This is a genomic window from Brevibacillus brevis (assembly GCF_001039275.2).
Classification (GTDB): Bacteria; Bacillota; Bacilli; order Brevibacillales; family Brevibacillaceae; genus Brevibacillus; species Brevibacillus brevis_C.
This window is the reverse complement of record NZ_CP030117.1, coordinates 130,847-150,000: the sequence shown is the minus strand read 5'-3', so window position 1 is coordinate 150,000 and position 19,154 is coordinate 130,847. Positions and strand designations below refer to the sequence as shown.

Annotated in this window: 20 protein-coding genes; 4 read left to right on the top strand and 16 right to left on the bottom strand. The window is 48.9% G+C overall.

The genetic code is table 11. From position 1 onward, the window contains the following. Window positions 1-419: 419 nt before the first annotated feature. Window positions 420-851, top strand: a complete 432-nt coding sequence (locus tag AB432_RS00895) for a GNAT family N-acetyltransferase (protein ID WP_048035595.1) — start codon at window positions 420-422, stop codon at window positions 849-851. Here the strand turns inward: AB432_RS00895 and AB432_RS00890 are convergent. The 7 genes from AB432_RS00890 to AB432_RS00860 form a co-directional block, all read right to left on the bottom strand. Then, entirely contained in the window at window positions 846-1,613 is a 768-nt protein-coding gene (locus AB432_RS00890; RefSeq protein WP_048035594.1) for a type III pantothenate kinase, read from the bottom strand. The genes AB432_RS00895 and AB432_RS00890 overlap by 6 nt on opposite strands. A 12-nt stretch (window positions 1,614-1,625) precedes the next feature. Further along, window positions 1,626-2,474, bottom strand: coding sequence for a carboxylating nicotinate-nucleotide diphosphorylase (gene nadC, locus AB432_RS00885; protein ID WP_048035593.1), 849 nt, complete (start codon window positions 2,472-2,474; stop codon window positions 1,626-1,628). Further along, window positions 2,461-4,083, bottom strand: coding sequence for an L-aspartate oxidase (nadB, locus tag AB432_RS00880; protein ID WP_048035592.1), 1,623 nt, complete (start codon window positions 4,081-4,083; stop codon window positions 2,461-2,463). The genes nadC and nadB overlap by 14 nt, the downstream gene beginning before the upstream one ends. A gap of 115 nt (window positions 4,084-4,198) precedes the next feature. Continuing rightward, a complete protein-coding gene (locus AB432_RS00875) occupies window positions 4,199-4,624 on the bottom strand; it encodes a Fur family transcriptional regulator (RefSeq protein ID WP_016740938.1) in 426 nt (141 codons plus the stop codon). A gap of 39 nt (window positions 4,625-4,663) precedes the next feature. After that, on the bottom strand, window positions 4,664-5,503 hold the full coding sequence (locus AB432_RS00870; protein ID WP_048035591.1) for a metal ABC transporter permease: 840 nt from the start codon (window positions 5,501-5,503) through the stop codon (window positions 4,664-4,666). 35 nt (window positions 5,504-5,538) lie between these two features. Beyond that, window positions 5,539-6,309 carry a metal ABC transporter ATP-binding protein gene (locus tag AB432_RS00865; protein ID WP_007729940.1) on the bottom strand — a complete coding sequence of 257 codons (771 nt, stop codon included), beginning with the start codon at window positions 6,307-6,309 and terminating at the stop codon, window positions 5,539-5,541. Window positions 6,310-6,441: 132 nt separating this feature from the next. Continuing rightward, window positions 6,442-7,407, bottom strand: a complete 966-nt coding sequence (locus AB432_RS00860; protein WP_048035590.1) for a metal ABC transporter substrate-binding protein — start codon at window positions 7,405-7,407, stop codon at window positions 6,442-6,444. Between the two features lie 192 nt (window positions 7,408-7,599). Between AB432_RS00860 and AB432_RS00855 the strand changes: the two genes are divergently transcribed. The 3 genes from AB432_RS00855 (at window position 7,600) to AB432_RS00845 (ending at window position 9,827) form a co-directional block, all read left to right on the top strand. Further along, a complete protein-coding gene (locus AB432_RS00855; RefSeq protein WP_048035589.1) occupies window positions 7,600-8,091 on the top strand; it encodes a PCYCGC domain-containing protein in 492 nt (163 codons plus the stop codon). Window positions 8,092-8,202: 111 nt separating this feature from the next. Continuing rightward, a complete protein-coding gene (locus AB432_RS00850) occupies window positions 8,203-8,538 on the top strand; it encodes a PadR family transcriptional regulator (RefSeq protein WP_048035588.1) in 336 nt (111 codons plus the stop codon). Further along, window positions 8,535-9,827, top strand: coding sequence for an FtsW/RodA/SpoVE family cell cycle protein (locus AB432_RS00845; protein ID WP_048035587.1), 1,293 nt, complete (start codon window positions 8,535-8,537; stop codon window positions 9,825-9,827). Before AB432_RS00850 ends, AB432_RS00845 begins: the two co-directional genes overlap by 4 nt. Before the next feature lie 60 nt (window positions 9,828-9,887). Here AB432_RS00845 and nadA read toward each other — a convergent pair whose 3' ends face one another. From nadA to AB432_RS00800, 9 genes are all read right to left on the bottom strand, one after another. Continuing rightward, window positions 9,888-10,832 carry a quinolinate synthase NadA gene (gene nadA / locus AB432_RS00840; protein ID WP_017246967.1) on the bottom strand — a complete coding sequence of 315 codons (945 nt, stop codon included), beginning with the start codon at window positions 10,830-10,832 and terminating at the stop codon, window positions 9,888-9,890. A gap of 136 nt (window positions 10,833-10,968) precedes the next feature. Next, complete coding sequence (locus AB432_RS00835) at window positions 10,969-11,838, bottom strand: Cof-type HAD-IIB family hydrolase (RefSeq protein WP_048035586.1); 870 nt, start codon at window positions 11,836-11,838, stop codon at window positions 10,969-10,971. A gap of 351 nt (window positions 11,839-12,189) precedes the next feature. Then, window positions 12,190-14,142, bottom strand: a complete 1,953-nt coding sequence (gene ftsH / locus AB432_RS00830) for an ATP-dependent zinc metalloprotease FtsH (protein ID WP_048035585.1) — start codon at window positions 14,140-14,142, stop codon at window positions 12,190-12,192. A 69-nt stretch (window positions 14,143-14,211) separates the two neighbouring features. Continuing rightward, window positions 14,212-14,751 carry a hypoxanthine phosphoribosyltransferase gene (hpt, locus tag AB432_RS00825; RefSeq protein ID WP_048035584.1) on the bottom strand — a complete coding sequence of 180 codons (540 nt, stop codon included), beginning with the start codon at window positions 14,749-14,751 and terminating at the stop codon, window positions 14,212-14,214. Further along, a complete protein-coding gene (tilS, locus tag AB432_RS00820) occupies window positions 14,748-16,175 on the bottom strand; it encodes a tRNA lysidine(34) synthetase TilS (protein ID WP_048035583.1) in 1,428 nt (475 codons plus the stop codon). The genes hpt and tilS overlap by 4 nt, the downstream gene beginning before the upstream one ends. Continuing rightward, window positions 16,147-16,599 carry a threonine/serine exporter family protein gene (locus tag AB432_RS00815; protein ID WP_048035582.1) on the bottom strand — a complete coding sequence of 151 codons (453 nt, stop codon included), beginning with the start codon at window positions 16,597-16,599 and terminating at the stop codon, window positions 16,147-16,149. The genes tilS and AB432_RS00815 overlap by 29 nt, the downstream gene beginning before the upstream one ends. Window positions 16,600-16,604: 5 nt before the next feature. Beyond that, entirely contained in the window at window positions 16,605-17,354 is a 750-nt protein-coding gene (locus tag AB432_RS00810; RefSeq protein WP_048035581.1) for a threonine/serine exporter family protein, read from the bottom strand. A gap of 15 nt (window positions 17,355-17,369) precedes the next feature. Continuing rightward, the gene (locus AB432_RS00805; RefSeq protein ID WP_235617713.1) at window positions 17,370-18,305 is read right to left on the bottom strand and encodes a serine/threonine protein kinase; all 936 of its coding nucleotides are present in this window, start codon (window positions 18,303-18,305) and stop codon (window positions 17,370-17,372) included. Next, complete coding sequence (locus AB432_RS00800) at window positions 18,295-19,056, bottom strand: vWA domain-containing protein (protein ID WP_048035579.1); 762 nt, start codon at window positions 19,054-19,056, stop codon at window positions 18,295-18,297. The genes AB432_RS00805 and AB432_RS00800 overlap by 11 nt, the downstream gene beginning before the upstream one ends. Window positions 19,057-19,154 lie beyond the last annotated feature (98 nt).

Here is a 19,154-nt window from a genome sequence, read left to right as displayed (position 1 = left end):
CAAATGGTATAATTTAACTTGAGACAAGACTGGCGGTGGAAGACCACGGCACAGCTTCCTGTAAAGGGGGTGATGCTGATGGTCTCGCTCGGCACGCTTTACCTTATCCTAAAAGTACTGGCAACCTTGCTAAGCCTCTGGTTTAGCAGCAGGAAGCTCTACCGATGGATAAGAAAGTGGCGTAACAAGCGAAAACCCACCGCCTAAGGTTGACCGCCTGACGGTGGGTTCGCTGTTTTTGTAATCATGCGCGCCGTGGGTGTGCCACAGCTACTTGTCTCAGGAGCCTTGCCGCTGCAACGGTATTGGCTCCTTTATTTATATGTCGGATTATCCATATCTCTACCAGTAGTTTAACACCCTTTTTCCATTCCATACAACATTAACAGCGATTTACAAGTAGAAAGGATTTGAATTGGATGACCTCGATCCGTCTAGCTACTCCTCAAGACATTCCTGCTGTCTGTACGATTGATGCCATGGTGCTCAGTTCAACCAGTCGTTCATCTGAACTTAAAGAAGCCATCGAGCACGGTCATTGCTACTTGGCGTTAATCGACATGAATATCGTCGGTTTTGCCATCATCAATCAATCGTTTTTTAAGAACAGCTTTATTCATCTACTCATTGTTCACCCTCACTATCAGAACCGAGGGGTTGGCGAGGAGATGATGCGCTTTCTGGAAACGATCTCCCCTACGGAGAAGTTGTTTACTTCTACTAACCTTTCCAACGAAAGAATGCAACGCCTCTGTCAGAAGCTCGGATACGCTCACTGCGGAACCCTGACTCACCTAGATGCTGATGATCCTGAAATGTTTTTCTGCAAGTACGTTCGCCATCCACTATGATTGATTCCGCTCATAGATCAAACGAAGTCCTTTTAGCGTTAGATTCTGATCCACGACATGGATACAAGAGGTCTCATTGGCAAAAAGTGCTGCCAGCCCTCCCGTAGCAACTACGGTAGGTCGCGTACCGTATTCGTCCATGATTCTACGTACAATGCCTTCGACCTGACCGACGAACCCGTAGAAAATGCCGGACTGCATCGCCGCTATCGTATTACGACCAACTACACTTGCAGGCTTGGCGATTTCGATTCGCGGCAGCTTGGCAGCACGAGTGAAGAGTGCCTCAGTCGATATCCCAATGCCGGGAGCAATCGCCCCGCCCCAATACTGCGCTCGCTCGTCCACATAGCAAAAGGTCGTCGCTGTACCAAAATCGACAACAATGAGTGGCGCTCCATAATGATGAATCGCAGCAACAGCGTTCACGATTCGATCGGAACCTACCTCTCGCGGATACTCATACTTGATGTTCAGTCCCGTCTTGATACCCGGTCCAATAATCAGCGCTTTTTGTTGCATGTATTTCCCGCACATACGTTCAATCGTGAGGTTTAGAGGCGGCACGACAGACGAGATAATGACGCCTCTCACCTGTTCAAAGCCAAGCCCCACGCTACTAAACAAGCTTTTGACGAGCATGCCGTACTCGTCTTCCGTTTTGTTACGATCTGTGGACACTCTCCAATGGTGTTGGAGCTCGTCGCCTTCATACAAGCCCAACACAATATTGGAGTTGCCTATATCGATCACCAATAACATCGTGGTCGCTCCTTACCGCTTGCGTGTATTCAGATCGAGGCTGATATCAAACGCTTTGACAGAATGAGTCAGCGCCCCTACCGAAATGATATCTACACCCGTTTTTGCAATGTCACCAATCGTCTCCAAACTCACACCACCAGATGCCTCTACAACGGCCCGTCCATTGATATACTCCACGGCTTCCACCATTTGATCGAGGGACATATTGTCGAGCATGATCGTATCTGCACCTGCTGCCAATGCTTCCTGAACCTGTTCGAACGATTCGGCTTCTACCTCGACTGTCATCGTATGAGGAATAACCGCGCGTGCCGCTGCAACAGCCTGTGCGATACCACCCGCTCCTTTGATATGATTGTCTTTGATCATCACGGCATCATACAAGGCAAAACGGTGATTGTAGCCTCCCCCGACACGAACCGCGTATTTTTCCAAAGCCCTAAGGCCTGGCGTGGTCTTTCTCGTATCCACAACCCGGGCTTTTGTCCCTGCGACGGCTGTGGCGTATTCACTCGTTTTCGTAGCAATCCCAGACAAACGTTGCATTAAATTAAGGGCAAGCCGCTCCCCGCTCAAAATTGAACGAACCGAACCGCTGACTTCGGCGATTTGCTGACCAACCTCCACCCTTGCTCCTTCTTCTACTTTTGCCTCAAAAACGAGGGTCGAATCAACCGTGGCAAATACTTGCTCCGCAATCGGCAAGCCAGCCACGATTCCCGCTTCCTTGGCATATAAAATGCCGACACCCTGCTCCGATTCAGGAATCGTGCTCATTGTCGTCACATCACCAAATCCCACGTCTTCCTGTAGCCATTCCTCTATTTTTCGCTGAAGCTCCCGTTTATTCCACATCATGCTTCTCACACTCCTCTTGGACACCATCTTCTACAGACTGGATCAAATGCTTGCGCCACACCAAGTCGTCTTTATTCGGAAAATCAGTACGATAATGCCCACCTCTGCTTTCTTCCCGTAAAAGTGCCGCTCTCGTTGTCAAGACGGCAGCATTCAGCAGATTGAAGAATTCAAACGTTTCCAGGCTCTCAGGCTCATACTGGTAGTATTGCTCCATTCGTGCAAGCTCTGCTAATGCTTTGGTTAATCCTTTTTCGTCGCGCTTCACACTAACATGCCGCAGCATGAGCTTTTGCATTTTCAATCGTTGTTCACGTGTATTGAACGCTTGGGGAAGTTTTTGCTTGGAAACAACCTGGAAAGGATGGATGCTCGGCATATCAGCCAGTTGCTTGATCCGCTCCGCGATCCGGTGACCGAATACAACCGCTTCCGATAACGAGTTGCTGGCCAGTCGATTCGCTCCATGTACCCCTGTGCAGGATGCTTCCCCACATGCAAAAAGCCGCTTCGTCGAAGTCTCCCCGTTTAAATCAGTCTGGACCCCACCCATAATATAATGGCAAGCAGGAGCTACTGGAATCCAATCTGTCACCATATTGAGACCGTATTGTAAGCAAAAATTATAAATCGTCGGAAAACGCCGCTTAATAAGCTCCTCTGATTCGTGGGTAATGTCGAGATACACGAACGTAGACTTCGTTTGTTCCATCTCAGAGACAATCGCCCGTGCCACAATATCACGCGGCGCCAGCTCTTTTTGTGGATGGTACTTGTCCATGAAGCGATCACCATTGCTGTTACGTAAAATGGCACCCTCTCCACGAACGGCTTCCGAGATCAAAAAGCGCGGGGCTCCCGGATAGTAAAGCGCAGTCGGATGAAACTGGATAAATTCCACATCTTTAATGCGGGCTCCCGCCCGATACGCGATGCCGATCCCATCTGCCGTAGCGATTTGTGGATTCGTCGTGTAACGGTAAAGCTGACCTGCTCCGCCTGTAGCCAGTACCGTTGCTGTCGCTTCCAGGAAAAACAGTTCGCCATCCGGCTTCCGGACGAGGACACCCACGCATTCGCCATCCTGCTTGATGACATCTACTGCAAAATGATATTCCAAAACCTGAATGTTTGGCTGCTCCATCACACGCTTGGACAAAGCGCGGACGATCTCTGCCCCAGTGGCATCTCCATTCGCATGCAAAATACGTCGTTTGCTATGCGCGCCTTCCTGTGTCAGCTCGTACTGCCCTTGTTCATCACGGTCAAATTCCGTTCCATATGCAATCAGTTCATGCAAGCGATCAGGGCCTTCGTGCACCAGGATTTCCACAGCGTTATACGAGCAAAGACCTGCTCCAGCGATTAACGTATCCTGTCGATGAAGGGCAGGAGAATCAGATTGGGCTGTTACAGCAGCGATTCCTCCCTGAGCCCAGCGTGTGTTACTATCATCGAGCCCCTTCTTGCTGATCAACACCACATCCGCATACTCACTCGTTTGCAACGCCGTATACAACCCAGCAATTCCTGCTCCAATAACAGCTACATCTGCCCTCATCCGAGGTAAGGTGTGCAAATCAAAGTCCACAATATAACGGGGAATCATGACTGTGTCCCTTCTCTCTTGTAACTGATGATTTTCCACCCATTATAGCAAATACACGCTTGAAGGAGATGCAAAAAAAGAGCGCCCGCAAAAGCGAGCACTCCCCTCTATCCGATTAATTCGAATGCGTTACACATTCCTTACACGTGCCATATACCTCGAACTTGTGCCCCGTCACCTGAAACTCTTCCGGTACAGCGGAAATGATATTCATCGGACATCCCGGCAAAGAAGAAGTCTTTCCACATTCCGTACAAATTACATGGTGATGATGGTGTCCATCTGTCGAACAGGCCAAACGGAATCTGCCTTCTCCGTCCAGCTCCGTCTCTTCCAGAATCCCCAGCTCAACAAAAGTGGAAATGTTGCGATAGACGGTATCGAAGCTGAGTGTTGGATACTGCTCCTTGATTCTCTCCATAATATCTTTGGCAGACAGGTATCGCTTCTCGGCCGCGCAGATTCGAATCATCTCCTCCCGCTTGCCGGTATACTTGAAACCATGTTCTTTCAATATTTGCAGCGCTTCTTCTACTTTCATCGACAAACACTCCTTCCTTTTGTCATATCCGGATAACTCTTACCGGAAAGCGACCCGCAGCTTCTTTACACCTAATACTGCCAGCATAACCAATACTGCCATCAGTACAATTGTACCACCAGATGCCCAATCAAGGAGATAGGCAAAATACAAACCGCTCAACACGGAAAACTCCGCGAACAAAATCGACAAGAAAATTGTTTGACGAAAGCTTTTCGCGATTTGCAAACTGGCAGCCACCGGGAGCGTGATCAGCGCCGAGATTAACAGGACACCGACAATACGCATGGAGGCCGCAATCGTCAGAGCGACGAGCACCATGAACCATAAGTTGATCGAGCGCCTTGCCACGCCGGAGACGCGAGCAAATTCTTCATCGAAGGAGACCGCAAAAAGCTCCTTGTAAATCAACAAGACCGTCCCCAAAACGACAACTGCCACACCAATCAGCGCATACAGGTCTTCGATGGACACCGTCACGATTTTTCCGAACAAGTACGAATACAAATCTGCATTAAAACCGTCTGCAATACTGATCAATACCGTAAACAGCCCAAGCCCTGCGGACAAAATAATCGGAATCGCCAAATCCTGATACGCTTTGTACACCTTCCGCAGCCGCTCGATGAACAACGAACCGATCACCGCAAATAACATCCCGAAAAACAGCGGATTGACTGCGGAGAAGAAGGCGACCTTTTTGGAAATGAGCATCCCGGCAGCTACGCCGGACAGCGTGACGTGTGACAAGCCATCTGCCATCATCGACAAGCGACGAACAATGAGAAACGTGCCCAAAATAGGGCAGATCAGGCCAATTAAAATCCCTGAAAACAGGGTATAACGCAAAAAGTCATACTGCCACCAATCAGCAAGCATGTGCATATTCCTTCTTTCTTACCTATTTACAAAGCTTAATGATGATGAGACAGCAGTCTGACCGAATCACCGTACATACTTTGCAAGATTTTTTCTTGGTTATGCTCAAAATCGTGCGCTGTTCCGTGGAAGTGAATTTTCTTCTGCACACAAGCCACCTTGGTCACCCATTGCGACATGACTCCCACATCGTGACTGACGATCATCATCGTCAATCCGTTCTCTTCCTTTAGTGAACGAAGCAAGCTGTAGAATTGATCGATCGATTCCTGATCGACCCCGACTGTTGGCTCATCGAGGATCAACAGCTCCGGTTCAGCTACGAGAGCTCGCGCTATAAATACGCGCTGCAATTGCCCACCAGACAAGTTGCCGATGCGTTGATCCAGCTTTTCCAACAAGCCGACACGCTCCACCGCAGCCCGTACACTCTCATGATGCTGTTTCGTCAGTCTGCGAAAAAGGCCCACTTTGCCGACCAATCCAGATGACACGACTTCTCGCACCGTCGCCGGAAATCCACCCGCTCCATGCGCGACCTGTTGAGCGACGTATCCAATGCGATTCCATTCACGAAACTTGGATAGTGGTTGCCCGAACAGCTCCACTGTCCCTTTGTTTGGCGTCAACAGACCCAAAATGAGCTTCATCAGCGTAGATTTCCCTGATCCGTTCGGCCCGACGATACCCACAAAGTCTCCGCGTTCCAGTGTGAATTCAACCTCATCGAGAACCTGTTTGTCTTCATATTGAAAGGAGACGCCTGTGAGCTTAATGACAGGCACCTCTTGTTTATTTGGTTCCATGAAATATCCATCCCTTAAATCGGATTTGTTCTTATTTGATTCCCTTCATCGTACTACGATTTTGCCCGAACCACAAGCATCCTACTATTGAAAAAATGCCGCCTGGTAAGCGACATCTTTTCGAGGGAAAACTTATTGGAGTGCAGTCTTTAATGTATTCATATTGTCGCGCATGATGGACAAGTAATCACGACCCGCCTTTACATCGTCTTCCGTCAAACCTTCCAGCGGATTGAGCGTAGCCGTCTTCACGCCAGCTTCCTTCGCAATCACTTCCGCTACCTTCGGAGAAACCAGCGTCTCGAACAGCACATACGAAATGTTATGTTCTTTTATATGCTCCACCAAGTTCTTCAACTCAGCCGTGGATGGCTCTTCAGAAGGGTTGACCCCAGAGATCGATACTTGCTCCAGCCCGTAGCGTTTTGCCATATAACTGAATGCGCTATGAGAAACCATGAATTCTTTCTTCGGCGCTTGCGTAACCATGTCTTTGAACTCTTTATCAAGCTGCTCCAGGTCTGTTGCTAATAGTGTGTAGTTCTTTTCGTAATCGACAGCGTGTGCTTGATCCTTTTGCACGAGCGTATTTTTAACCTTCTCTGCCTGCGCCTTCAATTGCATCGGATCGAGCCATACATGAGGGTCCATATCTCCGTGGTCATGCCCTGCCTCTTCCGCGTGCTCTTCTCCTTCATGCTCATGCTCAGTTGCACTGATCAGCTCGAGACCTTCCGTCGCATTGACGATCGTTGTCTTGTTTTTGTCGAGGTTGGTTACAGCCTTCTCTACCCACAGCTCCAAACCACTGCCGTTATAGGCGAAGATATCTGCTCCGGACAGAGCGACCATGTCTTTTGCGGTTGGCTCGAAGTCGTGAGGCTCTACGCCAGCGGGAACCAGATTCGTTACCTCCACGTGCTCACCGCCGATTCGCTTCGCTACATATTCCAATGGATAAATTGTCGTGTATACTTTTGGCTTCCCGGACGCGTCACTGCCAGTTTGCGGAGTACCAGTCGTTTCGTTCGCTGCCCCACATCCCACCAGCCCCACTGCCGTAATGAAACTGAGGGCTGCCAACATAGCTCTTTTCATCTCTATTTCCTCCTACTCCAATTCAAAATGATTCCGATTTACGTTCTCGTCGTTTTTCATTATACGGAGAGGAGCCTAAAAAGTAAATAGGATTTATTCCGATTTAAATGTTATAAGTGCACATCTTCTCTCCCAGCTTCACAATTTCTCCATCTCATTATGATAAAATAACTGGCAGGAGGTATGTCCAAGATGAAACGTAAATCATGGTTAGCCATTACTTTTATCACCGCAGCTCTGCTTACTGGCTGTGGCTCTACTGACCAAGCTGAACAGAATCATAGCGATCACACGCAGCACGCCCCCAATGGTGATTTGCAGGAATTGACTGCTTCCGCTGATCAGCTACCGAAATTTTTAGACAACCAAGACCCTGTCATTATTGGCTCCTACAAAGTTGCTGCGGCCAACCGTGAGCTGCTCAAATCCATTCCATGCTATTGTGGTTGTGGTGAAAGTGCTGGACACGGGCATAATGGCAACTGCTTCATCAAAGAAGAAAAGTCTGATGGCTCCATCGTCTGGGATGACCACGGCACTCGCTGCGGCGTATGCATGGAAATCGCCGTTATTTCCGGCAAGATGAAAGAAGAAGGCAAATCTACAAAAGAAATTCGTAACTACATAGACCAAACCTATGGGCAAGGCTACGGAAAACCAACTCCTACCCCGATGCCTTCCTAAGCACATATAACAAGACTTCCCGACGAGGAGGTCTTTCTTTTTTCCCTTTTATGGGATAGAATGATGCATAGATATTCGAGGTATCGAAATCCGAGGTATAAGGAGGTAGCTATGGCAGTTAACAAAGAGTTGATGAAAGGCAGTACGGTCATTCTCATTCTTACCTTGCTGGAACAAAAGGCGATGTACGGCTATGAGATGATCAAAACGATGGAAACTAGCTCGAACGGTGTGCTGTCTCTCAAGGAAGGCACCCTCTATCCGATTCTTCATACCCTTGAATCTGAAGGAAAGGTCGAGGCATTTTGGAGTGAGGGGGAAGGAGAGCGAAAACGCAAATATTATCAAATCACCCGCGAAGGCAAAAAGCATCTGAAAGAGAAAAAACAGGAGTGGGAATCTTTTCGTACCGCTGTTGACTCCGTATTGGGAGGACAGCCTATATGAGCGAAAACAAGCGAATTGCGCATTACATAAAAGAGGTTTGCGGTCAGATTAAGAATAAAGAGGTTCATCCAGCCATTACGCTAGAGTTGGAGAATCATTTCGCCGAAAAGATCGAGGATTATCGTGAGGCTGGATATCGGGAAGATGAAGCGACTCGGATTGCCATTGCGGAGATGGGTGATCCTGTCGATGTAGGGCGTCACCTCCATCAGGCGCATAAACCGCGGATGGAGTGGGGAATTGTTTCGATTGTAGGAACCTTGATCGCCATCGGGCTTGTTACACTATATTCGCTTCATATCGCGCAAGATAGTAAAAATTTGATCGAGAGACAACTGTTCGGCATCGTGATCGGAACAGTCGTCCTCGTGGCTATTCTCTTTTGGGATTACAGTAAATTGAAGCTTTTTAGTGAGGCGTTGTATTTCAACACGTTGATTATACTCCTCTATACACTTCTAGAAGGAAAGCCTATGAATGGTATCCAGTATCTCGATATTGGAAGCTTTCCCATCGATTTTATTGGGATCAGCCCCTTCTTATTCACCGTCGCCCTCGCAGGAATTTTCAGCAAGTGGAAGGAGAACAATCGCTATTCGATCGTCAAAGCGTTTGCGTACTTCCTGCCCCCCTGCCTGCTTCTCGCGTTTGGCGAGTACGAATTTGCCGTTCTCTTGTACGTCGGCGGCTTTATCGCGCTCGTGATCGCTGCCAAGCCTACTAAGCCTGTTGTTCTGGGCTTCCTCGCTATGGTTATTGCGTGTGTCGGTGGAATGGTTTACCTCTTCGCTAAACCTTATCAGTTAGATCGTCTGATTTACTACCTGAATCCTTATCTTGACCCGGATGGAAATGGATATATCATCATTCAATCCTTGAAAGCCGTCGAGTCAGCGAGCTTATGGGGCCAAGGCTTCGGGGCCTCTCTAGATACATTGCCCGCCCTTGAATCTGACTTTATTTTTGCTTACATGGTATATATTTTTGGACCAATTGTAGGGATGGCCTTTTTCATTCTGGGCGTTGTGCTTATGCTTCGTTTCCTCCATGCCATCAAACGGGTAAAAGATGTTTATGGCTCCTTGCTGTTATCCGGCATGATTGTTCTCTTTTTCACCCCGTTTTTCTGGAGTATTTTCATGACGGTCGGTCTGGTTCCGCCAATATCTGTGAATCTGCCATTCGTCGGGTTTGGCACCGTGCATACCGTACTACAAATGGCCTTGATGGGGCTCGTCCTGAACATTTACCGCCGGAAAGACATCCAGCCATTGACCAAAGCTTCTTAAAAGAAAAAGGGAGTAAAGCCCCTGTGCTCTACTCCTTTTTCCCTTTTATGAGACTGCCCCTTATGCTGGCGCTACCGCAAGCATCCGCTCCAAGGAAGCACGTGCCGCATCAGCAACATCCTTCGGAACAAAAATCTCCGGTTTCATATTCTCCAGCGCCTCGACGCACTTCTTCAGGTTGTTCACCTTCATATTCGGGCAGACGAGGTACTTGGAAGCGAAAATGAACGTTTTGTCCGGGCTGTCCTTTTCCAGCATGTAGCGTGTGCCGTCTTCCGTTCCGATAATAAACTCTTTGTGCGAAGACTCACGGCAGTATTTCAAAATTCCGGTCGTTGAACCAACGTAGTCAGCCAGGGATACCACTTCTGGGCGGCACTCCGGATGAACGACTACCACAGCCTCTGGGTGCTGCTGCTTCAACGTCATGATATCTTCTACAGACAGTTGGTCATGCGTATTGCAGTACCCTTCCCAAATGATCATCTTCTTGTCCGTGAATTGGGATACATAGTGGCCGAGGTTTTTGTCCGGCACCCAAATGATCTCATCACTGTCGATCGACTCGATCACGCGCTTCGCGTTGGACGACGTACAGCAGATGTAGGTTTCTGCTTTCACATCCGCAGAGGTATTGATGTAAGCCACTACCTTTGCATTTGGATGCTGTGCCTTGAGCTTGCGGAGTCCGTCTACGTTCACCATGTCCGCCATTGGACAGCCAGCCCGTTCATCGGGAATAATGACGGTCTTCTGGGGATTGAGAATTTTTGCACTTTCTCCCATAAAGTGAACCCCACAGAACAAAATCACATCGGCATCCGTTTCTTTCGCTTTCTGCGCCAATCCAAAGGAATCTCCAATGAAGTCAGCGACCTCCTGAATCTCGGGACGTTGGTAAAAGTGAGCAAGAATGATGGCATTACGCTCTTTCTTCAACTGCAGTAGTCGTTCACGTAACTCAGCGTTGCGCTGGGCTTTTTTTTCTAACGCTAAAGCGTCCATGGAAAAAATCCCCCTACGGTGGTGTCATAATTTACGGTCATTGTAAGCGTATAACCTCACCTTGTCAACGTGGTACATTTTAAACGAAAAAAGCAGAAACCGGCCTGTACAGACACAGCTTCTGCTTTTCATACTCTTACTCGCCTTTTTCTCCGAGAACACGCTCCCGAATAAAGCGGGCAACGCCTTCCTCATTGTGGTGTGGGGCGATATATTTGGCCACCTGCTTGATCTCGTCAGAAGCGTTTTCCATCGCGACGGAATACCCTGCGCCCGTTAATGCCTCACGATCGTTTTCTGCATCGCCAAATGCCATTACTTTCTCTGGGGAGATTCCCCATTTCTCACAGAAGTATTGAAGCCCTTCCCATTTGGAAACCCCTTGAGGAATCACCTCGACATTCTGCTTTCCGGATGAAGTGATGGTCACTTGCTCGCTCCATGCCTTCAGCTGCTCTTTCACCCACTCCAGACGATCCGGTTCATTATGCCAGATGAAGAATTTGACGATTTCTACTTCCCCGGACTCCACTTTTTCCAGCATCTCTGCCAATGGCTCTACACGAGCGAGCCTGTAGTAAGGAAAATTCAAGATCGAGAATCCTTCCACAGATGCGTCCTCACTCATCGTCGCTTCCAAACGCTCACGGTCTTCTTTGATCATCCAGCGATTGCTGTTGGTATCATGAAGCTCATAATAAATTGTTTCTTGCCTTAGTGCATGGATCGCACCGATTACCATCTCAGTAGGAAGGAGCCATCGACGGACCAGCGTGCCATCCCCTTCAAAAACAGCGCCCCCATTGCTACAGACATACCCGTCAAAAGGAAAGGAATCAATCGGCATTTGAGCGGAGCCATACATCCTGCCCGTAGACAAAACGAGTTTGCAGCCTTGCTGTTGCAATTGGCGAAGTGCTTCTTTCGTTCCTTCTGTCAGCTTTGAATCCTGAGTCAGTAAGGTTCCATCCATGTCAAATGCAGCCATGCCTGGTGTAAGCAACATATCCAATCCCTCTCATTCGCTTTGATTTGCTATTGAGTCAACGTAGTGGAGGAGAAGAAAAAGCACAGTTCTCTTCGACTCTGACACGCCAGCATGAGGATTCACTGGCCGTCTCCACTTTAAAAAGCGGACCGTCGAGCCAAAGCCACCCTACGGGCGGAAGTTTCTCAAGGAAGAAGTGTTCGACTAGCGTGGTCCCCTTTTTAAAGTTCCGACTGGGTTGGCGTTGTCAAGGGCTACGAGCCCTGTGCTTTTTCTTCTCACTAGCTTTATTGGTTCATCGAAACCTTTAAAACTTAGGAGCTAAACACCCATAATATTTATAGCAAAAAAGGGCACCTGAGGCGCCCCTTATTGTTTCGGTTCTTCGTTTGTATCTTCTTGCTTTGGTTCTTCTTTTACTTCTACTTCTTCCAGCTTCGGTTGAATATTCACGACCACATCTTTATTTGCATCTGGATCGTTATCCATTTTACCTGTTTCGATCAATTGCTTGATCTGGTCAGCATCGAGAGTCTCTACACGGAGCAGCGTGTTTGCAATCAGATCGAGCTGATCACGGTGCTTCGTCAGCAATTCTGTACACTTTGCGTAGCACTCGTTGATAATATTTTGCATTTCGAGATCGATCTCGTAGGCAATCTTATCAGAGTAGTTACGCTCATTGCCATAGTCGCGGCCCAGGAATACCTGACCTTGACTCTTACCGAATTGCATCGGTCCGAGCTTGCTCATTCCGTATTCGGTAATCATGCTGCGAGCGATAGCAGTCGCGCGTTGGAAGTCATTATGCGCCCCGGTACTAATATCCCCGAGCACCAATTCTTCCGCAACACGTCCACCCAACAGGCCGACGATTTTGTCGAGCAGGTCTGTCTTGGTAGCAAAGAAACGGTCTTCCTTCGGCAGCATCACTGTGTATCCGCCAGCTTGGCCGCGCGGAATGATTGTTACCTTATGTACCATTTCTGCATTTCTCAGGTGATATCCGATGATCGTATGACCAGCTTCATGGAAGGCAACCAGACGGCGTTCGTCTTCGCTCACTACGCGAGACTTCTTCGCTGGACCTGCAATCACGCGGTCAATCGCTTCATCTACTTCCGTCATCGTGATTTGCTTTTTGTTTCTGCGGGCAGTCAAGAGAGCCGCTTCATTTAGCAAGTTCTCCAAATCTGCACCCGTGAAGCCCGATGTACCACGAGCAATCACTTCCAGCTTCACGTCTTCGCCAATCGGCTTGTTACGGGCATGAACCTTCAATACCGCTTCACGGCCTTTGATATCAGGACGATCCACTGTAATTTGACGGTCAAAACGTCCCGGACGCAAGAGAGCTGGGTCGAGAATGTCAGGTCGGTTGGTCGCAGCGATCATGATGATCCCTTCGTTTCCACCAAAACCGTCCATCTCTACGAGCAACTGGTTGAGAGTTTGCTCGCGTTCGTCGTGGCCGCCGCCGAGTCCAGCTCCGCGTTGACGACCCACGGCGTCAATCTCGTCAATAAAGATAATGCAAGGAGCATTTTTCTTCGCATTTTCAAACAGGTCACGTACGCGGGATGCACCCACCCCAACGAACATTTCCACGAAGTCAGAACCGGAGATACTGAAGAACGGTACACCAGCTTCGCCTGCAACAGCGCGTGCGAGCAAGGTTTTACCTGTACCCGGAGGACCTACGAGCAGTACCCCTTTTGGAATACGAGCACCAACCGCATTGAACTTGCGGTTGTCTTTCAGGAAATCAACGACTTCCTCCAGCTCAGCCTTTTCTTCGTCCGCTCCTGCTACGTCGTCAAAGGTAACGCGTTTCTTTTCTTCGTTGTAAAGCTTCGCGCGGCTTTTACCGAAGTTCATGACTCGGCTTCCGCCACCTTGGGCATTGTTCAGAAGAAAGAAAAACAGGATGAAGATGATGACAAAAGGAATGATAGAGGTCAAGAACGTGAGCCAAATGCTGTTGCCCTCCGCAGGATTGAACGCTACATTCTTCACCTTTTGTGCATCGATTTTCTCTTCGACTAGCTTAACAACATCTGAGTCATACAAAGGAACATTGGTAAAAAATTTGTTGCTTTCCTGTCCCGGAATAGCTTTTGCCAACGTACCCTCGACCCTGTAAGTACCATTCTCTGGTCGAAGCGCCAACTCAGTGACGTTGTCAGCTTTTAGCTGTACCCGGAATTCCTGATATGTAAGTTTCCCAACCTTATCAGTACCGGAGAGGATGAAATTCACGATCCCGACCGTGACAAGAAAAATCAGTAGGTAGAACCCGGTATTACGAAAAAAGCGATTCATTCCTTACCTCCTCTCACGAACAGACACTTTTCACATTTTATCATAGAAAGTACGGTCTCCACAACAAACCTACTTCGTGTAGACCTCAGGCTTCAATACACCGATATAAGGCAGATTACGGTAGTGCTCAGCATAGTCCAAGCCATATCCCACAACGAATTCGTCTGGAACATCGTAACCCTTGTAATCCGGTGAAATATCCACCTTGCGACGCTCTGGTTTATTCAAGAGAGTCACCACTTTTACAGAAGCAGCTTCCCGATGGCGCAACAGCTCTACCAAGCGGCTCAGTGTCAGTCCACTGTCCATGATGTCTTCTACAACCAGTACGTGTCTGTTTTGCACAGATGTATCGAGATCCTTCAAGATTTTCACCATGCCAGAGGACTCTGTTCCACTTCCGTAGCTGGAAACTGCCATGAAGTCCATTTCGCACGGAATGTTCATGTGACGGATCAGATCAGCCATGAAAATGACTGCACCTTTCAGCACGCAGATGACCAACGGATTTTTATCCTTGTATTCTGCAGCCAGCGTCTCACCCAATTCTCGAACTTTTACCGCGATATCCTCTTCTGATAGCAAAATCTTCTCGATGTCTTGATTCATGAAAAAACCTCCCGCCAATCTTCTCCAAACTCTACCCGCACGTGTAGAAAACGCCTGGTCTGTCCATTGACAGGCGCTACGGCGGAACGGCGCACACCTGGTACCAAAATCACCTCATCGCCCGCCGTCAAAAGCGGAAGTTTGTCACGCCAAGCTCGCGGAAATTTGGCATCAATCAATAAATCCTTTAGCTTCTTTCCATCTGCTGAGCCAAACAGGGTGATGCGGTCTCCAGGTTTTCGGTTACGCAAATACAGCGATCCTGGCAACTGATCGGCATCAAAGACCGCTTCATTCGCCGGAAGTCGCTCCCAATCCATGGGACCTTCCAGGTAAGTAATATGTACCGTGGCCTTGCTCTCGTCGATCCAGGTTACACCGGGAACGGCGAGCTCGTAACTATACGTATGTATGCGATCCTGTCGCTTTCTACGACGAAATGTGATTCGCTCGTACACCCGGTCGACTACCAGGTCATTCGGCAAATGCAATTCCGCAGAAGGGCGACTTCCCCCTAGCATGTGCAAAACGGTCTCCACATGTTGCGAAGACCATTCGGTATGTTTTGAGAGATAACTTAATATTAGAGTAATCATTCTCCTTTGTAAAGCAACGTCACAAGTTTGAAACTTGTCATTGTCCATCAAAAATGCTTCTGGCTTTTTCCTAATCGTTACCATTTCCAACTGCTCAATAGCCAGCCTCATTAAAAGCGCTTCGTCCTGCCGGATTGCCTCCGCGGTAGCCAAGATATGCTCCCGATACTTGTCATTCACTTTTTCCAATATGGGCATGACATCCAGGCGCAGCAGATTGCGCGTATACTTGCGCGATTGGTTACTGCTATCCTCACGGGGGAAGAGATGATGTTCCCGACAGTAGCCTTCCAGTTCTTGACGCGTTTTATGCAAGAGCGGACGCACGAGCTCAATCGGGCAATCGGCAAGCATTCTTCGCTTCGGCATCCCTGTCAGACCTTGTAGCCTACTGCCTCGCACAAAACGAAAAAGAATCGTTTCCACCTGATCGTCAGCATGATGGGCCAATGCCAGCTTGGTCGCTCCTTGCGCCAGACCTACCTCTCGATACAGCCGATAGCGAATGTCGCGACTTGCTTCTTGCCCGCCCAGTCCCGTTTTTTCCATATAAGCGGGGACGTCATACTCAAAGAGGTGGAAGGCCACGCCGAGTTCACGACACAGCTCTTCTGCATAGAGTGCGTCCTGTCTTGCTTCTTCCCCACGAAAGCCGTGGTTCAGATGGACAGCATGCAGCTTCCAATGATACTGGTATTGTTTATTGAGAGAAGCCAATATATGCAACAGTGCGGTAGAATCGTTGCCGCCGGAAATTCCGACAACAACAGTCTCACCTGGAAGCAAAAGCCCCTCGGACTCAATCTCGTTGCGCACGCTTGCCAGCATAGCGGGCTCCTTTCCAAATCGTCAGAACCGAAATTCCAAATATAAGTCCAGAAGCAATCGCGCCGGCCACCATCAATGTCTTGGTCGCCAGAGTAATCCCTCCGACATAATCATTATTCACGAAGGCAAGCATGGCTTTGTAAGCCAACGATCCCGGTACCAGTGGAATAATGCCCGCGACGCTAAAATTCGTAGAAGGGACCCGCAGTATAATAGATAAGAGCTGACTGAGCAAAGAGACAGCAGCAGCTGAAACAAACGTCGACAACAAGACCTCTGCACCGTAGATAGGAAGAATGGAGTAGACGAGAAAACCGATCACTCCGGCGAAACCACCCGCTACGATTGTTCGAACCGGCACATTGAACAGCACACACCACGCTACTGAAGAGGCGAAGCTAAGCGCCAATCCTTGTAACAACATCGTACTCACCTCGTAAACGAAAGAATAATGGCTGTGGCTACCGCTACGGAGACAGCAGTTAGCATGGCTTCTACTCCGCGTGAAACACCTGCAACCAAATCACCAGCCATCAAATCCCGAAGCGAGTTAGTGATGGCGATCCCCGGAAACAACGGAAGCATCGCACCAATAATAATGATGCTTAAATGCAACTGCGGAAAGATCGTCACAGTCAACAACGCGAAAAGTCCTCCTAGTAAAGCGGCAGAGAACTCCGTAAAAAACTTCATCCGGACAAACTGTTCTAAATATTCCTGGCTCAGGTTCACAATCAACCCGGCCATCGCAGAAGGAATCAGACTGCCCCAATCTCCCCCTGCAAGCATGGAAAAGGAGCCGCTGGCCGTAGCGGCTGCTAGATGCTGCAACCATTTCGGATAGATCTGCTTTTTCTGATCGATCTCACGCAGCGTCCGATAGGCTTGCTCCAAATTAATTTTCCCACCGACAAACTGTCGGGAAACATCATTCACGAGCGTAATTTTATTGAGGTTGGTCGTACGTTTGGGGGTACGAACCATTCTTGTATGATCGAATCCACTGCAACGAAAGGACAGGATGATGCTCGTAGGCGTAGCTGAGCTGTTGACGTCATCCATCCCCGCTGCCTTCGCAATCAATGCCATTGTCTCTTCCGTCCGGTATGTCTCTCCACCGTTTTTCAAAATAATCGAGCCTGCCAACAAGCAAGTATCCATCACCAAATCTGAGGACACGAACCGTCACATCCTTCACATAAACCATGCGTAATACAAAGTGCCAGCCAACAGGAGTAGCGAGGCGACAAAAAGACCGCTAATACCCGCTCCTGCACTCCCTTTCGTCCGCGGTTTCTTTTGCGGCTTTTGCTGCTTGGCGCTCATGCTATCTCGCAAGACTGCCAACAGCTCCGTTCGCATTTCTTTCGCGGTCGCAAACTTACCGTGAAAAGCCTTCAATAAAGGCTCCCGATAAGGGTACAGGCTGTCACTTTTTCGTATTATATCACAGAGTAATATCGTGTGACGTGGGTCACCAAGGCTGTTTTTCCACGTTTCCGCTCCAACCGTCAGACGCACCATCATCACGGCTGTCGAGAACAGGTCATAACTTACTTCAGCCCGTCTATCACCTGCATGCCAAAAAGCTCGATCATACTCTTCTGTAAACTGCCGAACGGCGTTGCCCAGCTTGGTCACTCCACCGAAATCAATCAAGCGTACCTGCTTGTCCGTTTGGGTAACCATCACATTCTGCGGTTTCAAATCGCCAAAAATATAGCCATGCTGGTGCAAAACATCCAGCCGCGCCAGCAATTGAACCATCATCACTGCCACCCAGTCCGTACCCTCTTGCTTGATATATTCATCCAATTGCAAGCCTTGAAGATACTCCATGGCATAAAATGTACAGGCCTTCCCGTTTACAACGAGATCGTCCACGTCGCACAGGAGCGGTCCCACTTTGGAATCCCGCCCCTGCTGTGTGCTTTTCAACACATTCACTTCCATTAAAATGTCTATGCCTTCCACACCGACCTTAACCGCGCGCTGTACGCCACCTTGGGATACCAGGTACACGGTCCCGTTCGCACCACGCCCCAACTCCCGTAAGACGTGGTACGATTTTTTGTTCCACTTGCCAGTAAAGTGCTTGGGCAGGTCGGGGGTGGCTGCCTTAAAAGACATGGTCACGCAGCATTCCGTTCGAGTCGTCCTCTTCGTCTTGGTCGATATAACGCTCTTGCAGCGAGCGTGGGAGCTTGTCCTGCTCAAACAGGGCAATTGCCTCTACGATGGCAGGTCCTGTAGGAGTAATTCCGCTCATCGCCAAATCACTCGTAATTTGATGGGCCTGCTCGACCTTTTCTGTCCATGGAATGCGGATATCGAGATGCTTTTGTTTCCCCGGAAATGAACCGACCGCCATTCTGCTTTGTCCACTCCGCGAATGCAGACTGATACTGAAATCGTGTATCGCTTGCTGAACAGCCGACAGCTTTGGCTTCATACTTCCTGAGGTGTCCACTAGCATCACGACGTTCAAGCTGCTTTTTTCACCCAGCTCGTCAACCATGCCAGCAACCTGCACTCTTTTATCAGGTGCCAGCTCCTCTATTCCGGAATCGCCCAAAATCTCTTTTAATTCTTTATTGACCACTTGATGAATGGTGCGTGTCATTGCTTTTCGCGTCAGCATTTGTACCGTTTGCGCAAGCTGTTGGGGGTACACGATGTCGCAGAGTCCACCACCCGCTTCCGCAATATCCCTGATTTCCTTTTCCCCTTTTTCACCCAGCTCACTCTTGTCGATTACGCCAATCACATTGACCGTAATTCCTTGCTCCCTTGCCAGTGCCGCCGCAGCAACGGGACTCATCCCCGAGTTGGAGCAGCCGTCTGTCACTACCAATATTTGACGAAGTGTCGCTTCTTTCACAATAATCTCCCCATTCGATCTGTTTTGTCAGTCCCAGCTCCGTGTAGCGAACGTTCATCCACTTCACTTCGCAGGATATTTTTAGCAACAGTATCGAC

Coding starts and splice junctions, on each gene's coding strand:
- AB432_RS00895 (WP_048035595.1), top strand. CDS start 420: ATGACCTCGATCCGTCTAGCTACTCCTCAAGACATTCCTGCTGTCTGT.
- AB432_RS00805 (WP_235617713.1), bottom strand. CDS start 18,305: ATGTCTTTTAAGGCAGCCACCCCCGACCTGCCCAAGCACTTTACTGGC.
- AB432_RS00855 (WP_048035589.1), top strand. CDS start 7,600: ATGAAACGTAAATCATGGTTAGCCATTACTTTTATCACCGCAGCTCTG.
- AB432_RS00860 (WP_048035590.1), bottom strand. CDS start 7,407: ATGAAAAGAGCTATGTTGGCAGCCCTCAGTTTCATTACGGCAGTGGGG.
- nadB (WP_048035592.1), bottom strand. CDS start 4,083: ATGATTCCCCGTTATATTGTGGACTTTGATTTGCACACCTTACCTCGG.
- AB432_RS00850 (WP_048035588.1), top strand. CDS start 8,203: ATGGCAGTTAACAAAGAGTTGATGAAAGGCAGTACGGTCATTCTCATT.
- AB432_RS00865 (WP_007729940.1), bottom strand. CDS start 6,309: ATGGAACCAAATAAACAAGAGGTGCCTGTCATTAAGCTCACAGGCGTC.
- AB432_RS00845 (WP_048035587.1), top strand. CDS start 8,535: ATGAGCGAAAACAAGCGAATTGCGCATTACATAAAAGAGGTTTGCGGT.
- AB432_RS00890 (WP_048035594.1), bottom strand. CDS start 1,613: ATGTTATTGGTGATCGATATAGGCAACTCCAATATTGTGTTGGGCTTG.
- AB432_RS00835 (WP_048035586.1), bottom strand. CDS start 11,838: ATGTTGCTTACACCAGGCATGGCTGCATTTGACATGGATGGAACCTTA.
- AB432_RS00815 (WP_048035582.1), bottom strand. CDS start 16,599: ATGTTGTTACAAGGATTGGCGCTTAGCTTCGCCTCTTCAGTAGCGTGG.
- tilS (WP_048035583.1), bottom strand. CDS start 16,175: ATGCTGGCAAGCGTGCGCAACGAGATTGAGTCCGAGGGGCTTTTGCTT.
- ftsH (WP_048035585.1), bottom strand. CDS start 14,142: ATGAATCGCTTTTTTCGTAATACCGGGTTCTACCTACTGATTTTTCTT.
- AB432_RS00870 (WP_048035591.1), bottom strand. CDS start 5,503: ATGCTTGCTGATTGGTGGCAGTATGACTTTTTGCGTTATACCCTGTTT.
- nadA (WP_017246967.1), bottom strand. CDS start 10,832: ATGGACGCTTTAGCGTTAGAAAAAAAAGCCCAGCGCAACGCTGAGTTA.
- AB432_RS00875 (WP_016740938.1), bottom strand. CDS start 4,624: ATGAAAGTAGAAGAAGCGCTGCAAATATTGAAAGAACATGGTTTCAAG.
- nadC (WP_048035593.1), bottom strand. CDS start 2,474: ATGATGTGGAATAAACGGGAGCTTCAGCGAAAAATAGAGGAATGGCTA.
- hpt (WP_048035584.1), bottom strand. CDS start 14,751: ATGAATCAAGACATCGAGAAGATTTTGCTATCAGAAGAGGATATCGCG.